The organism is Streptosporangium longisporum (genome assembly GCF_039534895.1).
Classification (GTDB): Bacteria; Actinomycetota; Actinomycetes; order Streptosporangiales; family Streptosporangiaceae; genus Streptosporangium; species Streptosporangium longisporum.
The window spans coordinates 36346-51957 of the sequence record NZ_BAAAWD010000010.1 but is presented as its reverse complement, the minus strand read 5'-3'; the positions used below and the strand labels follow the sequence as shown (position 1 = coordinate 51957).

Genomic DNA, 15612 nt, shown 5'->3' with positions numbered 1-15612 from the left:
GTGATCACATCGAAGGAGAGCGACATGGCACCGATATCGCACGCCCCCGGTCACGAGCCGGGCACCCCGCACGGCATCGACCCGGCCGGTGTGGAGGCCCGCAGCGAGCTGGCCCGCTGGGTCAGCGGCGCCGGGGTGTTCCCCACCGACCGTGACACCCTGATCGGCCGTGCTCAGGAGCAGGGCGCGCCCGACACGGTGCTCGGCACCCTGCGGTCCCTGCCCGAGCGGACCTACACCAACATCGCGGACGTGGCCGAGACCCTCGGCTACGGCAAGGAGGAGACCGGGCAGGGCTGAGACTCCCGCGTACGGCGCCCCGTGCGGGACGGCACGATCACATCCGGTCTCCTTCCGGCACGGGTCTCCGTGCCCCGCGGGACCGGCCAGACCGTACTCGAAGGAGAGGGAGCAGATGACCGACCGTCAGACGACACCTGAGCTGATGGACGAGAAGGACGTGGTGGAGCTGCTGCTGGCCCAGCACTCGCTGATCCGGGACCTGTTCGACGAGGTCGAGACGGCCTCCGCCGAGGACAGGCCCGAGGCGTTCCAGCGCCTGGTGCGGCTGCTGGCGATGCACGAGACCGCCGAGGAGGAGATCGTCCACCCCTATGCCCGCCGCAAGATCGAGGGCGGTGACGCGGTGGTGGACGACCGCCTGGCCGAGGAGAACGAGGCCAAGCAGCTGCTCACGACGATGGACAAGGCCGGTGCCGACGACCCGGAGTTCCTGACGAACCTCGCGGTGCTCCGGGCCGCGGTCATGGCCCACGCCCGCAGCGAGGAGCGCTACGAGTTCACCCAGCTGCGCGCCCAGACCAGCCAGGCCGAGCGCCGGGCCATGGCCGCCGGGGTGAAGGCGGCCGAGGCGATCGCACCGACCCACCCGCACGCCGGGGTGGAGTCGGCGACCAAGAACCTGCTGGTGGGGACCCCGGTCGCGATGATGGACCGGGCCCGCGACGTGATCCGCCAGGCCATGGGCAAGACGGGCTGAGCGCCCGCGCACGGCGAACGGCCCGCTCCTCCTGAACCACGGGAGGGGCGGGCCGTTTCCTCGTCCGGTGGGGGCACAGGACGGTGGGACCGCGAGACGGTGGGGCCGCGAGACGGTGGGGCCGCGAGAGGGACGGGGGCCGTAGGAGGGACGGGCCGTGACGGGAGGGCCGTCTCGTCCGGCGGAGGACGACGGGTGCCGGATCCCCGTGCACGGCGAAGGGCCGGTCCCCCTCGACGGCGGACCGGCCCTTCGCCGCGTCCTACCGGTCCGGGTAGAAGACGGCCCGCACGCAGCCGTCCTCCTTGCGCTTGAACATCTCGTACCCGCGGGGACCGTCGTCGAGGCCCATCGGGTGCGTCTCCAGGTGGGCGGCGTCGATCTCGCCCTTGGCCATCCGGTCGAGCAGCATCGGGATGTACCGCTGGCCGTGCTGCTGGCCGCTGCGCAGGGTGAGGCCCTTGTTCATCACCGCGCCCATGGGGAACTTGTCGACGAACCCGAGGTAGACGCCCATCACCGAGACCGTCCCGCCCTTGCGGCAGGCGTGGATGGCCTGGCGCAGCGGCAGGCCGCGGTCGGTCTGCAGCCGCAGGGCCTGCTTGGTCCGGTCGAAGGCGTACTGCGCGCCGGTGCCGTGACCCTCCATGCCGACCGCCTCGATGCACACGTCCGGGCCGCGTCCGCCGGTCATCTCCTTGAGCGTGCCGAGCAGGTCGGTCTTCTCGTAGTCGATCGTCTCGGCGCCGATCCGCTTCTCGGTCATGGCCAGGCGCTCGGGGAAGCGGTCGATGCCGATGACCCGCTCGGCGCCCATCAGCTTGGCGGCGAGCATGGCCATCTGGCCCACCCCGCCGCAGCCCCACACCGCGACCACGTCACCGGGGCCGACGCCTGCGATGTCGGCGCCCATCCAGCCGGTGGGAACGGCGTCGGAGGCGAACACCGCGTTGGAGTCGCTCACCCCCTCCGGCACCGGGAAGGCGTTGACGTCCACGAACGGCACCCGCACGTACTCGGCGTGGCTGCCGGCGTACCCGCCGAGGGCGTGGGAGTAGGCGAAGATGCCCGCGGTCGCGTGACCGATCAGCGTCTCCAGGAAGCCGGGATTGGGGTTGCTGTTGTCACACAGCGAGTACATCTCCTGGCGGCAGTAGTGGCAGCCGCCGCAGCCGATGATGGAGCAGACCACGACCCGCTCGCCGACCCGGCGGTCGCGCACGTCCGGCCCGACCTCGACGATCTCGCCGAGGAACTCGTGGCCGAGGATGTCGCCCGCCATCATGGTCGGCACGTATCCGTCGATCAGGTGCAGGTCGGAGCCGCAGGTGGCGCTTGCGATGATCTTGACGATGGCGTCGCGGCGGTTGAGCAGCCCCGGCTCCGGGACGTCCTCCACCGACACCTCGTTGATACCGGTCCAGCACACGGCCTTCATCGGATCCCCCTCCTCATCAGCCGCTTGGCCCCCGGCAGCACGGTCCGCCCGACCAGGGTCCTGTGGCCTTCCGTCTGGCCCTCGACGCGGAGCACCTCTCCGGTCTCGATGAGCTGCTTGACCGCGCGCAGCCGTTCCCTGGGGGCACCTTCCGAGGTGCGCACCGCCACCTCGGTCCCGCGGCCACCCGGGGCCTCGCTGAAGCGCACGTCGTGCTCCTCGACCAGCCTCGCCAGCTCTCCGGGGCGGTCGGGCCCGGTGAGGACCTCCGGGGCGCACTCGATGGTGAGCGCGTACCACTCGGCGGGGTTCGGCGTGGCCCTGCGGGACAGCAGGCGCCGGCCGATCGCCGCGGCCGCCAGACCCGCCGACGCCGCGGCCACGCTCTTGATGACCGAGGTCATGTCAGATTCCCTTCGTGTGAGGACGCCCGGTGTTCGCACGGGAGATCCGGCGGCCGGGCGGGCCTTCGCCCCCGGACGGGGGCGGGGGACGCTCCCGTCCGGGAACGTCCCCCATCACCGCCGTGACCCCGACCGGGCCGGGGGTTCGTCCCCTAGTGGTGGGAGACGTTGTTACGACGGGAGAGCAGCACGCCCAGGGCGATCATGCCGATGCCCAGGAGCAGGTGCAGCCAGTTGTCGGCGCCGTTGAGCGGCACGAAGTTGGCGTCGCTCTCGTGACCGACGAGCATGCCGTACACCCACAGCAGCAGGTAGACGACGCCACCGCCGATGAGGTAGTTACGGGCGCCTCCCCAGGTGCGGGAGAGGACGATACCGGCGATGCCAAAGAGCAGGTGGACGATGTTGTGCAGGATGGACACCTGGAAGATGCCCAGGAGCATGGCCTCGGACTCGTGCCCGGCGAACTCCATGCTGTCGTAGTTGGTGGTTATCCCCGGAATGAATCCCAGTACTCCCACCAGCAGGAAAACCACCCCGACGGCCATCGCGGCCGTCTGGAGACGGGTCTTGTTACGTGTGGTGGCGTTCATGATCTCTCCTTGGGTACGGCGTGGCGGCGTCCCGGCCCGGACCGCAGTCCGGGAAGCGGGCGCGCATGGGGGGCGGTCATGACCTCTGTGGAGTCCACGAGGATCACACCGGGCCCGGCCGGTCGAGAGGCACGCCGTCCCGTGGCCGCGACGGGGAGGTCACCCGGGCCGGTGACGGCGGCGAGGTGGGCCTCACCGCGCGCCACGGCGATGTGACCGCCGACGCCTGGACACGATCTCAACTCACGATCCCTTTCGAGTACGTCGCCGAAGAAGCGCGTGCCGCTCTCCTGCCGAGCCGCTCCAGTACCCGGGCGTCGCGTGTCAAACCTGCCGGTTCGAACGGGTGAGATCCCCGCCGGGCACGTTCCAGGGCACGTTTCCGAATTCGCGCCGGTCAGGGCCATCGCGCCGGGCCGGTGGGACGCCGGGACAGATCAGCCGCATTCGATAAAAAGGTGCCATCGCGGTCTCCGCGGCCTTTCACGTGCAAGTCTCGTGATCAAAAATTATCGCTATTGTCACTATTGATTGGGATTAATGCGGACTTTTGAATTGCACGGCGACGTCCCCTGCCCTCCGGGTCCCGGGTCCCGGGCCGGAGCGACCCGGGAGCGGCCCCGGCGCGGCCGGGAGCGACGGTCGCGCCCCCGGTTCCGCGCGCTCAATGGCGGACGGCCGTGAACAGGGCGTAGCTGATCTGCGGGATCTGGCCGAAGCGCCGGTACATCTCCCTGCGGGCGGTCGGGCGTTCGGCGTCCTCACCGGCCGGGCCGGTGGCGGCCATGGGGAGGACCTCCTCCACCTGGCCGAACGACCGGCTGATGTTCGCCCATATGTCATGAAAAATCTCGATCTTCAGTCCGGCCTGGTCCATCCGCCGGTAGAGGTCGTCGGCCGTGGGCAGGAACCGGACGCCGAAGCTCCGCGCGAAATGCTCGATCTCCTCACCCGGCAGCGGCTCCAGCAGGTACCACTCCCCCACCACGAACCGCCCGCCCGGCCGCAGCACCCTGGCGATCTCGTCCAGGGCGGCCGACGGGTTCTCCAGGTGGGCCAGCGACTCGATGGCGTACGCCGCGTCGAAGGAGTCGTCCTCGAAGGGCAGCCACATCGCGTCGGCGAGCTGGAAGTCGGCCTGGCCCACGCCCTCGCCCGCCTCCGGGCGTGACCGGGAGAGCCGCACCTGGTACTCGCTGAGCGTGACCCCGGTGACCTGCACGTCGCGAGCCGTGGCGATGCGCACCGCTGGCCTGCCCGTCCCCGAGCCCACGTCCAGGACGCGGTCCCCGGGAAGGACCTCCAGCCGCTCGGCCACCAGGTCGGTGAGACGGTCCGTCGCCTCGCCCGCGGACGCCTCGTCGTACTCGTCGGTCCAGTAACCGGCGTGCAGGTTCCCGCCGAACGGGTCCGCCGGGACGTCCGGCTCCGCGGTCCCGGGGCTCGCGGCACCGGTCCAGGCCCCGGACGTGTCCGCCCAGAAGCCGGACACACTGTCATGGGCGCCGGACGTGCCGGACCACACGCCCGTCACGCCCGGCACACCGGGCACACCGGGCACACCGGGCACGTCGTCGCGGACGTCGGACGCCTCGGCCCACACGCCCGACACGTCGTCGCGGGAACCGGACGTCTCGGCCCACACGTCGGACGCGTCCTCATGAAAGTCGGCCGTCTCGGCCCAGGAACCGGACGTGCCGGCCCACACCCCGGTCACGTCGGGCGCGTCCAGCGCGTCGGGCCCGTTGTCGTGGGTGCCGGCGAAGCGGTCGTGGGTCTCGCCGGTCCCCTCGGGCGAGGGTCTCTCCTGCCGGGTCATAGTCAGCTCAGCCTGCCTCTCCGGGGCGGTCCGCATGAGATTCCGTGACGGGAGGGCACGGCGAGAGGCACGCCCTCCCGGCCTCACCCGGCCACCCGGCCGCCGATCGCGACCGGGCGGGGCCGCGTGCCCCCGCCCGGGACCCTCCATGAAGGATCACGGGACGGGCGCCCGCCGTACCACGTTCCCGGCGTCACCGCGTCGCACGTGGCGCGGTCGCCAGATTACTCAGCGTGCACACCGGGAGCCACGGCACAGCCGGGGCATGTTCGGTAAATCTTCGTTCACGGGATAGGGCGGGTCAGAGCACCCCAGGTCTCCCCGGCGGGGCAGGGCCCCGCACCGGCCGGGCGCGGGGACGTCCGCGCGCGGACCGGGACGTCACCGGCGCCTCACCGGACCCCGGCGCCGGCCCCCGCCTCCTCCAGGAGCACCCGCGCCAGCGTGTCGGCCGCGTCGACGCGGCCGAGGGAACCGGCGGCTCCGGCCATGGCGGCACGGGCCCGCGGGTCCCTCAGCAGCGCGTCGAGCTCGGCCATCAGGTGCTCGGCGGTGGGACCGTTCTCCAGCAGGGCCCGGGCCGCTCCCGCCTCGGCCAGGTAGCGGGCGTTCTGGCGCTGCTCGTCTGCGGCCGAGGGCACCAGCGGGACGAGGACGGACGCCTTGCCCACCGCGGTCAGCTCGGCCACGGTCCCCGCGCCGCTGCGCGAGACCACGACGTCGGCGACGGCGAACACGTCGGCCAGCTCCGCGCCGACGTAGGGCACCGGGCGGTAGCGCTCGCGCAGCCACCCGGGCAGGGCGTCCGCGGTACGGGTGAGCTGGTCGATCCAGCCGGGCCCGCACTGGTGCAGCACCTGCGCCCGGCCGAGCAGGTCGGGCAGGATCTTCTCGATCATGGTGTTGATCTGCCGGCTCCCCTGGGCGCCGCCGGTCACGTACACCACCGGCAGGTCGGGCGTGAGCCCGAAGTGGCGCCGCGCGGCGTCGACGTTGCCGCGCAGCAGCTGGGGACGGACCGGGTTGCCGGTGACGACGGCCCGGTCGCGCACCCCGGCGGGCAGGTGCTCGATCGAGGAGGGGTGGGTCAGCGCGATCCGCCGGGCGAAGCGCGACAGGATGCGGTTGGCCAAGCCCAGGGAGGTGATCTGCTCGTGCATCACCAGCGGGCGGCCCAGCACCCGCGAGGCCACCCCCAGCGGCACGCAGACGTACCCGCCGGTCGACAGCACCACGTCGGGGCGGTAGCGGGCGGCGATGCCGAAGGCCTGGAACACGCCCACCGGGATGCGGAACATGTCCGCCAGGTTGGTGAGCAGCTCGCGCGGGTTGGGCGAGCGCCTGAGCTTGCCCGCCTTGATGGCCCGGAACGCGATGCCGTGCTCGGCCGCGACACGGGCCTCCAGGCCGGTCGCCGTACCGACCCAGAGCACGTCCAGGTCCAGGCCGCGCGCGGCGGCGTGGTCCCGCAGGGCCGTGACGGTGGTCAGCGCGGGATAGGTGTGACCACCGGTCCCGCCTCCGGTGACGAGCAACCGCAGGGTCCGGTGATGTCCGGCCTCCATGTCTGTCCTTCCTTCGCTGTCGCGGCGGTGTCCCGCCGTCGTGACGGTCGTGCCCGAGGGGCCGCGCCGGAGTGCTCCGGAACCCCGGGCACGGTACCCGAGGCGCCCCTGAAGATCCACTTCGCCCTCCGTCGTGGAACGGTCGCCTCCCGTACCGCCCGACACGCCCGCCGTCCGGGGCGTCGGCCGATCGGTCCTGTGGATTCGCCGCGATGAGTACGGTATGTGAATGGATCTGACGGAAGAGCATTTCTTCGGGGCGTCGGAGCGTCTCGGTGACGCGCTGGCGGTGCTCCAGAAACAGGCCGGGGCGGGCGCGGAGGCGCTCGGCTACTTCGGCGACATCGCGCGGGAACTGCACTCGATCGGATCCTGGTTACGGCGCCCGGCTCAGGTCCGGGAGTGGCCGCAGCACATCATGCCCCCCGTCTACGGCCTGCTGTTCGCCCAGGCATGGGAGCTGGCGTTCCCCGACCTGACGCCCCCGGCCTTCCCCGACGGCGCGGAGCGGACCGAGGCCGGCTGGACCGTGCACCGGGCCACCGTCTGGTTCGGCGACACCCACGTCCCCGGATGGCTCGACCTCAAGGCGCCGCTCATCGTGATCGGCCACCTGTCGGTGGAGGGACTGCTCGACGACGGCGACGCCTCCGAGAGCTACCTCGCGGTGGCCGGTGACGTGCGGGCCCGCGCGATCCACAGCGCCGCGGACCACCTGGTGCTGGGCACCCTCTCGGCGGAGGTCGTCTTCTGCACGGGCAGCGACGGCGTCCTGGTCACCGGCGGGGACGTGATGGCGGACCTGTTCGTCCCCGCCGAGCACGCCTACGCGCACTACGGCAAGCTCCGGGCCGGGGTCGTCGGCGCCGGGGGACCGGGCCGACGTGGTGGCCGAGAGGCTGGCGCCGTGGCTGCCCTCGGGCTACGTCCGCCTCGGCGTGCCGGGCACCCCGGTGGACAGGTGGCGCGTCCTGCAGGAGGCGGCGGTGGGACGCTCGCCGGTGCTCGCCCAGCCCCGGCCGGTGGTGTTCCCGCCCCCGGCGCTGCTGCTCTCCGCCCTGGCCGCGCCCGCCGCGGTGACCGAGCTGGACCTGTCCGGCAGCCGCCTGCACCGCGTCCCCGAGGACATCTCGGCCCTTACCGCGCTGACCCGGCTGGACCTGGAGCAGACGCCGCTGACCGGCCTGGACGGCATCGGGGGCCTGCGCACCCTGGAGCACCTGTCGATCAGGAACACCCCGGTGCGGTCGCTGGCACCGCTGCAGTCGCTGAAGGACCTGCGCCACCTGGACGTCTCCTACTGCGAGGACGTCCAGGACTGGGCCGTCCTGCTTGACCTGCCCGCGCTGGACACGCTCGTCGCGCACGGCTGTGCCCTACCGCCCCAGGTACGCGCGCAGCTGCTCACCAGGCTCGGCGAGCGGATCATCGGGCAGGGACCGCTCCCGGCGTGACGGCCTGACGATGCGACGCCTGCCGATGTGACGGGCCGATGCGACGGGCGGACCGGCGTGACGGGCGGACCGGCGTGACGGGCGGGCCGATGTGACGGGCGGGCCGATGTGACGGGCCGATGCGACGGGCGGACCGGCATGATGGGCGGGCCGACGTGAAGGCCGGGCCGATGTGACGGGCGGGCCGGCGTGACGAGGCGGGTTTTTGTCGGTGGTGACTGGTTGGGTGGCGGGCATGACTGAGCGACCCGTCCTCGTCCTGGGAGCCACCGGCTCCACCGGCCGCCGGGTGGCGGCCCTGCTGCGCGCCGCCGGGCATCCGGTGCGCGCCGCCTCCCGCGAAGGTGAGGTGCGCTTCGACTGGACCCTGCCGGAGACCTGGGGGCCCGCCCTGGACGGTGTGTCGAAGATGTACCTCATGGCGCCCGACGGGGTGGCGGTCGACCCGGCCTTCGTCGCGCAGGCGGTGGAGCGGGGCGTCAGGCGCATCGTGCTGCTGTCCGCCACGGCGATCGAGGCGATGGGCGACGAGCGCCTGATGGCCGCCGAGCGGACGGTGCGCGCCTGCGGCACGGCCTGGACCATCCTGCGGCCGACCTGGTTCGCCCAGAACTTCGACGAGGGCCTCTTCCGCCAGGACGTCATGGCCGGTGAGCTCGCGCTCCCGGTGGGTGACCTGCGCCAGGCGTTCGTCGACGCGGACGACGTCGCCGCGGTCGCGGTGAAGGCCCTGACCGTGACCGGCCACGCCGGGCGGAGGTACGAGCTGACCGGTCCCGCCGCCCTGTCGTTCGCCGAGGCGACGGCGATCGTCGGCCGCGCCGCCGGGCACCCGGTGCGCTTCCTGGGAACGCGGGAGGCGTATCTGGACGCGCAGGAGGCGATCGGCCGTTCCCCTGCCGAGGTGACGGCCGAGATCGAGGCGTACGCCGCGCTGCGGAACCTGGGCGACGCCGAGCCCGGCGACGTGGTGCGCCGGGTGACCGGGCGCGCACCGAAGAGCTTCCGGAGGTACGCCGCCGAGGCCGCCGCCCGGGGCGCCTGGCGCGACCGGGCGACGGCCGGGTCACGCGGGGCCTGAGATCGCGCCGACCCGGGGCCCTCGCGGCGAGGGCCGGTCCCCGCAGCGGGGAGCCGGTACCCCGCGGCGGGGAAACCTGTCGCCCGTCCGGCCCGCTGAGGGGATCATGTACGCGTGAGCGATCCCGTCCTCCCCGTCATTCCCGAGATCCCGACCGGCCCGGTGACCGTCCCCGCCGTCGTCCTCGCGCTCGCCGGTGACGACACCGTCACCCCGGTGTGGCGCAACGAGCTCGGCGGGCTGACGTTCCGCCTCGATGACGGGCACGGCCGGGCCAGGTACGCCAAATGGGCCGCCACCGGCACCCCGGAGATCGACCTCGCCGCCGAGGCCGAGCGCCTGACCTGGGCGCGGCGCTGGGTGACCGTCCCGCCCGTCGTCGAGCACGGCCGGGACGCGGACGGCACGTGGCTGCTCACCGAAGCGGTCCCCGGCCGCCCGGCGGTGGACCGGCGGTGGCTCGCCGCCCCGGCGACCGCGGCGGCGGCGATCGGCCGGGGGCTGCGCCTGCTCCACGACACGCTGCCCGTGAAGGGGTGCCCGTACGACTGGAGCGTCGAGCGGCGGCTCGCACACGCCGACCTGCGCATCGCCGCCGGTGAGGGCACGGCCGGCCTGTCGCCCGAGCACCGGCACCTCGACCTTGCCGAGGCCCGGGCGCGCCTCGGCGAGCCGCCCGCGATCGACCGCCCGGTCGTCTGCCACGGCGACGCGTGCGTCCCCAACACGCTGCTGCACGACGACGGCACGTTCGCCGCGCACGTCGACCTCGGTTCGCTCGGGGTGGCCGACCGGTGGGCCGACCTCGCGGTCGCGGCCTGGAGCACGGAGTGGAACTACGGCCCCGGCTACGACGGCGTCGTGTACGACGCCTACGGGATCGCCCCGGACCCGGAGCGCATCGCCTACTACCGCCTGCTGTGGGACATGAGCTGACGTTCCGCGCGGGTCTTCCGGCACGTCCACGACGAGGCCGGGAACGGCACGGGTGAGGCCGCCCGGCCCGCGGGACACCGTCCCGGACGCCCACGCCGGACCGGCGTGACGGTCCGGGGACGGCACCCGCCGACGCGGACGTCCCCTTGAGGCGGGGGCCCGGTTGGATCCGCGGCACCGGCTGTGCGAGGGTCGGCCGATGCGATACATCATCATCGGAGCGGGGGCCGTCGGCGGTGCGATCGGCGGGCGGCTCTTCGCCGCCGGGCACGAGGTCGTGCTGGTGGCACGCGGTGCGCACCACGCGGCCCTGCGCGACGGCGGGCTCCGGCTCACGGTCCCCGACGGCTCCCTCACGCTGCCCATCCCGGCCGTCGACCGGCCGGAGGCCCTCGAACTGCGTCCCGGTGACGTCCTCGTCATGGCGGTGAAGACCCAGGACACCAACGGCGTGCTGGAGAGCTGGGCCGGCCGGCCGGTGGCCGGTGGCGGCACCGCCTGCGAGGAGCTCCCGCTGGTCTGCGCGCAGAACGCGGTGGAGAACGAGCGGCTGGCCCTGCGGCGGTTCCGGCATGTGTACGGGATGTGCGTCTGGCTGCCGGCCACGCACCTGGAGCCGGGAAAGGTCGCGGCCTTCGGGTCGCCGCTGACCGGGATCCTGCACATCGGCCGCTACCCCTCGGGCACCGACCGGACCGCGGAGCGGATCTCGGCGGACCTGGAGACGTCGGCGTTCCTCGCACCGGTCGTCCCCGACGTCATGCGCTGGAAGTACGCCAAGCTCCTGGCCAACCTGGCCAACTCCCTGGAGGCGGTCTGCGGCCCGGTCGACGGGGACGACCTGCTCGGCCTGTACCGGCGCACGGTGGCGGAGGGCAGGGCGGTGCTCGACGCGGCCGGGATCGCGTACACCGGTGAGGAGGAGGAGAAGCGCGTGCGGGGGCGACAGGATCCGGCTGCTCGAGGTCGAGGGCACCGAACGGGGCGGCGGATCGTCCTGGCAGAGCCTGGCCCGGGGCACGGGGTCGATCGAGGCCGACCACCTCAACGGGGAGATCACCCTGCTGGCGCGGCTGCACGGGACGGCGGCACCGGTCAACGAGACCCTCCAGCGGGTGGCGAACGCGTTCGCCCGCGAACGCCGGGCGCCGGGGAGCATGCCCGTCTCCGAGCTGCTGGACCTCATCGACCGGCGGGCCCGGGACCGGGACTGAGCCCCGGCCCGGAGCGGAGACCGGGACCAGAACCGAGACCCGGCCGGAACGGAGACCGGGACCGGAGCCGAGACCCGGGAACGGACAACCGGACCGGAACGGACACCCGGACCGGAGCCGAGGACCGGTCAGGCGTCGTGCAGGCGCACCTCGCGGGAGGGCGACGCCGGGGCGAGGACGTCGAGCAGGCACGTCCCCTCCGCCTCCAGGTCCGCCCGTTCCCGCTCGCTCACCGGGGCGAACAGCTCCACCTCCAGGGTCGCCTCCCGCCGCTCGCGCGTCACCTTCCAGATGCCCCGCACGAAACCGTCGACGAGCACCGTCGCCTTGACGATGCCGTTGATCGTGAAGATCCGCCCCCGGTACTCCTCGTCGCAGATGCGGGTCCTGGTCCGCCGGTCGAACGAGATCAGCATGTTGTCGTACTCCGACAGGTAGCGGACCGGGACCGGGGTGTCCGGGCCGGGGCGTTCCGCCTCGGGCAGGTCGAACAGCTTCGCGCCGTCCTCGGTCGCGAAGACCCGCAGGTCCATCTCGCGGACGACCTCTCCCAGCCGGGTCAGGCCCGACCACTGCTGGAGGTCCATCACCGTGGCGGGTCCGTAGGCGGCGAGGTAGCGGCGGATCGCCTCCTCGGCGCTGGGCCGCTCCGCCAGGGGCCGGCCCAGCCATGCCTCGGCGGTGGTGTGGGCGGCCTGCCCGCCCACCCCCCCAGATCCCCCGGGGCGGGACCTGGACCAGCGCCAGTGTGTTGCGCACCACGGCGACCAGATCCGCTGCGGGAACCTGCGGCCACCGTTCCCGCAGCAGTTCCCCCAGCTCGCGGAAGGTCAGCGGGCGCTCCTCCACCAGCTTCCGCCCGACGGCGGTCACCTCCTCCAGGTCCATCCCGGCCAGGCTCCTGCCGCGCAGGGCCCGCTCCAGCACCGGCCGCATCAGCGGCCGCAGGGCCAGGCAGTCGTCGGCGGTGACCAGGTGGATGGTGGAGCGCATCAGCACCAGCCGCACCACCAGGCGTTCGTTGATCAGCCGGGCGAGGTCGTCGGGGACGAACCCGGCCAGCCTGCTCCACAACCCGATGTAGGGAGGGTCGGGGGCCTGCGCCTGCATGCCGTACAGGTGCTGCACCGCCTCCAGCGCGGACAGCTCGGCGCGGGCCGACAGCAGCTGTCTCTCCAGCGTGGCCCTGTTCAGCGCGCGCCGGCCGAGTACCTCGGGCATGCCTCTCCTTTCAACGCGTGTCCTCGCATGTCCTCACGTGTCCTCGGGTGCCGTCGTGCCGTCGTGCCGTCCTCCGCACCGTGGCCCGGTCGTGCGCGTGGCCGCGCACCCGCGTCCCGCACGGGCAGCACGGCGGGCAGGACGACGCGCAGGCACGGGGGTCGCGGAGGCGGGCCTCAGAGGGTCGGTGGCACCCACACGTACGGTGTCATCGTGGTGATCGCCTCCAGGCCCAGCCTGGCCAGGATCGGGCCGCTGGCGCCGGAGGCGTCCACCCGTACGAAACGGAAACCCCGCGCGACCGCCAGGCCTGCCCGGTACGACACCATCGCCCGGTAGACGCCCCGGCCGCGCCACTCCTTGAGGGTCGAGCCGCCCCAGAGGGAGACGAAGTCCGTGCCCTCGTGGAACCGCACCCACGCCGCGCACACCATCCGCCCGTCCGCCTCGGCGACCACCACCGTGCAGGGGTCCCCGGGACCGGCGATCTCGCGCTCCAGCATGCCGGGCAACCAGCCGTGGTCGGCGTTCCAGACCGTCTCCTCCAGCTCGCGGATGCGTTCCAGGTCCTCGCGCCCGGCCGCCTCCCGCAGCCGCACCCCGGCGGGCGGGGGGTGGGCGCCGGCCGGCTCGGCGGCCTGCCCGACGAACAGCGTCTCGCGCTCCAGCGGCTCGAACCCCGCGGCTTCGAGCCGTTCGGGCAGGTCGGCGGGCAGGTCGTAGGCGTGGTACTGCCACTCCACCTCCCGGCCCACCCGGGTGAAGAAGTCCCGCTGGCGCGCGATGACCCCGTCCAGCTCGGCACCGTCGAGCCCGCCCAGGTCACGGTAGGACAGCAGACCCTGGCCGTGGCCGGTCGACACGGTCCGCAGCAACGGCCCGAATCGCTCGGCGGTGCGACCCGGCATCGGCCGTCCACGGAGCTGGTCGTGATATGCCCGTAGGTAGGCGGAGGCCCGCGATGAGTTGTCCATTACGGACAGCCAACCACAGACTCACCGCCTCCGACATGGCGTTCCGCCACCCCCGGCCCACCCCGGCCCGCCGTGAGCCGTCCCCGGCCGACCCCGGATCTCCGCGAGCCGTCCCCGGCCCGGTCGCGGCCCACCTCCGGCCTGTCCGACGGCCCGAGCTCGGCCCGCCCCCGTCCGATCGAGGGGCCGGGGTCCGAGGGCCAGAGGCCAGGGTCCGAGGGTGGGCGAGAACGGGGTCCCAGAGCGGGCCGGAACGGGGGCCGGTCGGAACGGTGTCAGACCCGCTTCAACCGGCGGTGCGGGGGCGGCGGCAGCTCCACCTCGATCCGGTCACCGGGACGCACCTCGCCCCCCGAGGTCACCACGCCCATCACCCCGGCCCAGCCGACCCGGTCGCCCTCGGAGGTCCGCGCCGTCATCCGCTTGAGCAGGCCCGTCCGGAAGCGCTCGATCTGCACGCACGGGTTGCGCAGGCCGGTCACCTCCACCACGGCCTCCTCCCCCAGCCTCAGCAGCGTCCCGGCCGACAGTTCCAGCAGGTCGACGCCCCGGGTGGTGATGTTCTCCCCCAGCTCTCCGGCGCCCACGGAGAACCCCTCCCGCCGCAGCTCGTCGTGGAACTCGGCGGGGATCAGGTGGACCTGGCGGAGGTTGGGCCGGGTAGGGTCCTGCGCCACGTGGAAGCGGTGCTTCACCGTGACCCCCAGGTGCGCGTCCCCCTCCACGCCCAGCCCCGCCAGCAGCCGGATCGCGGGTTCGACGGCCTTGCCGAAGGTGTGGGTGGCGCTGCGGCCGACCGCGGTCACTTCTCCGTACGTCATGATGTGATCCTGCCCGGTCGCCCCGCCTCGCAGAACCCCTCCACGGCCGGTTCTGATCACGTGCCATCTCCTTTACGATGTAGATTCACCGAGCGCGGTAGGGTCGGCACGGTGAGCGTGCCAGCCGTCCCCCGACTCGCCGAGCCCCGTCCTCGAACCCGCCCGTGACCCCTACCGGGTGTACCTGGACTCGCTGACCAGCGCGGAGTCCCGCCGTACCATGCGCGGCTGCCTCGACAGGCTCGCGGCCCTCGTCTCCGGCGGTGAGGTCTCCTCCGGCGCGGGACGGCCCTGGCATCTGCTGCGCTACGAGCACACCGTGCGCCTGCGCGCCCTGATGACCGAGCGCGGCTGGTCCCCCTCGTACGTCAACAAGCACCTGGTCGCGCTGCGCCGGGTGCTGCGCGAGGCCTGGCGGCTGGGCCTGATGACCGCCGAGGAGTACCAGCGCGCGGCCGACCTGCCGACCGTCGAGCACACCCGGCTGCCCACCGGCCAGCACGTCCCGCCGGAGGTGGTGGGAGCCGCGCTCGCCGCGTGCGACCGGGACGACTCCCCGGCCGGGGCCCGGGACGCGGCCCTGCTGGCGGCCTTGTACTCCACCGGTTGCCGTCGCGCCGAGATCGCCGGGCTCGCGCTGGGCGACTACGACCCGGGGTCGCGGTCGCTGCGGGTACGCGGCAAGCGCGACAAGGAGCGGCTGGTCTACCTCACCACCGAGGCCGTGGCCAGGATGGAACGCTGGCTGGCCGTACGAGGCCGTCCCGCCGGCGCCCTGTTCTGCCCGATCAGCAGGCTCGGCCGGCTGCGGACCCGGGACGGCGGTCCCGCGCCGATGACCGGGCAGGCCGTGGCCGACATCCTGGCCCGGCGGCTGGCCCAGGCGGGGGGCCGCGGCCCGTACCCCGCACGACTTCCGGCGGACCTTCATCGGCGAGCTGCTCGACGCCGGGGTGGACCTGGCGACCGCGCAGGCCCTCGTCGGCCACTCCTCCCCCGCGACCACGGCCCGTTACGACCGGCGCCCCGAACGCCGCCGCCGCGAGGCGGTCGACAGGATCACCCTGCCCGCTCCCAAGCCGCTCTGACCGC

Annotated in this window: 18 protein-coding genes and 3 pseudogenes; 9 read left to right on the top strand and 12 right to left on the bottom strand. The window is 73.3% G+C overall.

Annotated elements, in window-relative coordinates; all coding sequences use genetic code 11:
- Positions 1-24: 24 nt before the first annotated feature.
- On the top strand, positions 25-300 hold the full coding sequence (locus ABD832_RS19135) for a DUF2795 domain-containing protein (protein ID WP_344896968.1): 276 nt from the start codon (positions 25-27) through the stop codon (positions 298-300).
- A gap of 115 nt (positions 301-415) precedes the next feature.
- A complete protein-coding gene (locus tag ABD832_RS19130) occupies positions 416-1000 on the top strand; it encodes a hemerythrin domain-containing protein (protein WP_344896965.1) in 585 nt (194 codons plus the stop codon).
- A gap of 262 nt (positions 1001-1262) precedes the next feature.
- Here ABD832_RS19130 and ABD832_RS19125 read toward each other — a convergent pair whose 3' ends face one another.
- From ABD832_RS19125 to ABD832_RS19100, 6 genes are all read right to left on the bottom strand, one after another.
- Entirely contained in the window at positions 1263-2438 is a 1176-nt protein-coding gene (locus ABD832_RS19125) for a zinc-dependent alcohol dehydrogenase (protein ID WP_344896962.1), read from the bottom strand.
- Entirely contained in the window at positions 2435-2842 is a 408-nt protein-coding gene (locus ABD832_RS19120) for a hypothetical protein (RefSeq protein ID WP_344896959.1), read from the bottom strand. Before ABD832_RS19120 ends, ABD832_RS19125 begins: the two co-directional genes overlap by 4 nt.
- Positions 2843-2994: 152 nt before the next feature.
- Entirely contained in the window at positions 2995-3435 is a 441-nt protein-coding gene (locus ABD832_RS19115) for a DUF4383 domain-containing protein (protein ID WP_344896956.1), read from the bottom strand.
- A 664-nt stretch (positions 3436-4099) separates the two neighbouring features.
- A complete protein-coding gene (locus ABD832_RS19110) occupies positions 4100-5254 on the bottom strand; it encodes a class I SAM-dependent methyltransferase (protein WP_344896953.1) in 1155 nt (384 codons plus the stop codon).
- A 392-nt stretch (positions 5255-5646) separates the two neighbouring features.
- Entirely contained in the window at positions 5647-6819 is a 1173-nt protein-coding gene (locus tag ABD832_RS19105) for a UDP-N-acetylglucosamine--N-acetylmuramyl-(pentapeptide) pyrophosphoryl-undecaprenol N-acetylglucosamine transferase (protein WP_344896949.1), read from the bottom strand.
- A gap of 657 nt (positions 6820-7476) precedes the next feature.
- Positions 7477-7599: a hypothetical protein gene (locus tag ABD832_RS19100; protein ID WP_344896946.1), complete on the bottom strand. Its 123-nt coding sequence runs from the start codon at positions 7597-7599 to the stop codon at positions 7477-7479.
- A 104-nt stretch (positions 7600-7703) separates the two neighbouring features.
- On the opposite strand from ABD832_RS19100, the gene ABD832_RS19095 reads away from it, so the two are divergent.
- From ABD832_RS19095 to ABD832_RS42190, 4 genes and pseudogenes are all read left to right on the top strand, one after another.
- Positions 7704-8273 carry a leucine-rich repeat domain-containing protein gene (locus ABD832_RS19095; RefSeq protein ID WP_344896943.1) on the top strand — a complete coding sequence of 190 codons (570 nt, stop codon included), beginning with the start codon at positions 7704-7706 and terminating at the stop codon, positions 8271-8273.
- Between the two features lie 235 nt (positions 8274-8508).
- Entirely contained in the window at positions 8509-9354 is an 846-nt protein-coding gene (locus ABD832_RS19090; RefSeq protein ID WP_344896940.1) for an NAD(P)H-binding protein, read from the top strand.
- 114 nt (positions 9355-9468) lie between these two features.
- Positions 9469-10290, top strand: coding sequence for an aminoglycoside 3'-phosphotransferase (locus tag ABD832_RS19085; protein ID WP_344896938.1), 822 nt, complete (start codon positions 9469-9471; stop codon positions 10288-10290).
- A gap of 199 nt (positions 10291-10489) precedes the next feature.
- Positions 10490-10951 (top strand): annotated as a pseudogene (locus ABD832_RS42190) (ketopantoate reductase family protein); the annotation flags it as partial.
- 11 nt (positions 10952-10962) lie between these two features.
- On the opposite strand, the gene ABD832_RS19080 reads toward ABD832_RS42190, so the two are convergent.
- On the bottom strand, positions 10963-11202 hold the full coding sequence (locus ABD832_RS19080; RefSeq protein ID WP_344896936.1) for a hypothetical protein: 240 nt from the start codon (positions 11200-11202) through the stop codon (positions 10963-10965).
- Between the two features lie 2 nt (positions 11203-11204).
- Between ABD832_RS19080 and ABD832_RS19075 the strand changes: the two genes are divergently transcribed.
- On the top strand, positions 11205-11504 hold the full coding sequence (locus ABD832_RS19075) for a ketopantoate reductase C-terminal domain-containing protein (RefSeq protein ID WP_344896934.1): 300 nt from the start codon (positions 11205-11207) through the stop codon (positions 11502-11504).
- Positions 11505-11632: 128 nt separating this feature from the next.
- Here the strand turns inward: ABD832_RS19075 and ABD832_RS42185 are convergent, their stop codons facing one another.
- From ABD832_RS42185 to ABD832_RS19055, 5 genes and pseudogenes are all read right to left on the bottom strand, one after another.
- Positions 11633-12211 (bottom strand): winged helix DNA-binding domain-containing protein, encoded by a 579-nt coding sequence (locus ABD832_RS42185; RefSeq protein WP_425582613.1) that lies wholly within the window; start codon positions 12209-12211, stop codon positions 11633-11635.
- Between the two features lie 88 nt (positions 12212-12299).
- Positions 12300-12614: pseudogene (locus tag ABD832_RS42180) on the bottom strand (DNA glycosylase AlkZ-like family protein); the annotation flags it as partial.
- 287 nt (positions 12615-12901) lie between these two features.
- Positions 12902-13633: a GNAT family N-acetyltransferase gene (locus tag ABD832_RS19065; protein WP_344896931.1), complete on the bottom strand. Its 732-nt coding sequence runs from the start codon at positions 13631-13633 to the stop codon at positions 12902-12904.
- A 341-nt stretch (positions 13634-13974) separates the two neighbouring features.
- Positions 13975-14520 (bottom strand): MOSC domain-containing protein, encoded by a 546-nt coding sequence (locus tag ABD832_RS19060; protein WP_344896928.1) that lies wholly within the window; start codon positions 14518-14520, stop codon positions 13975-13977.
- Positions 14521-14826: 306 nt separating this feature from the next.
- Positions 14827-15123 (bottom strand): hypothetical protein, encoded by a 297-nt coding sequence (locus tag ABD832_RS19055; protein ID WP_344896925.1) that lies wholly within the window; start codon positions 15121-15123, stop codon positions 14827-14829.
- Between ABD832_RS19055 and ABD832_RS19050 the strand changes: the two are divergent.
- A pseudogene (locus tag ABD832_RS19050) lies at positions 15035-15286 on the top strand (tyrosine-type recombinase/integrase); the annotation flags it as partial. The gene ABD832_RS19055 and the pseudogene ABD832_RS19050 sit on opposite strands and share 89 nt — an antisense overlap.
- Positions 15287-15473: 187 nt before the next feature.
- Positions 15474-15608 (top strand): hypothetical protein, encoded by a 135-nt coding sequence (locus tag ABD832_RS19045; protein WP_344896922.1) that lies wholly within the window; start codon positions 15474-15476, stop codon positions 15606-15608.
- The last annotated feature ends 4 nt before the right edge of the window (positions 15609-15612 follow it).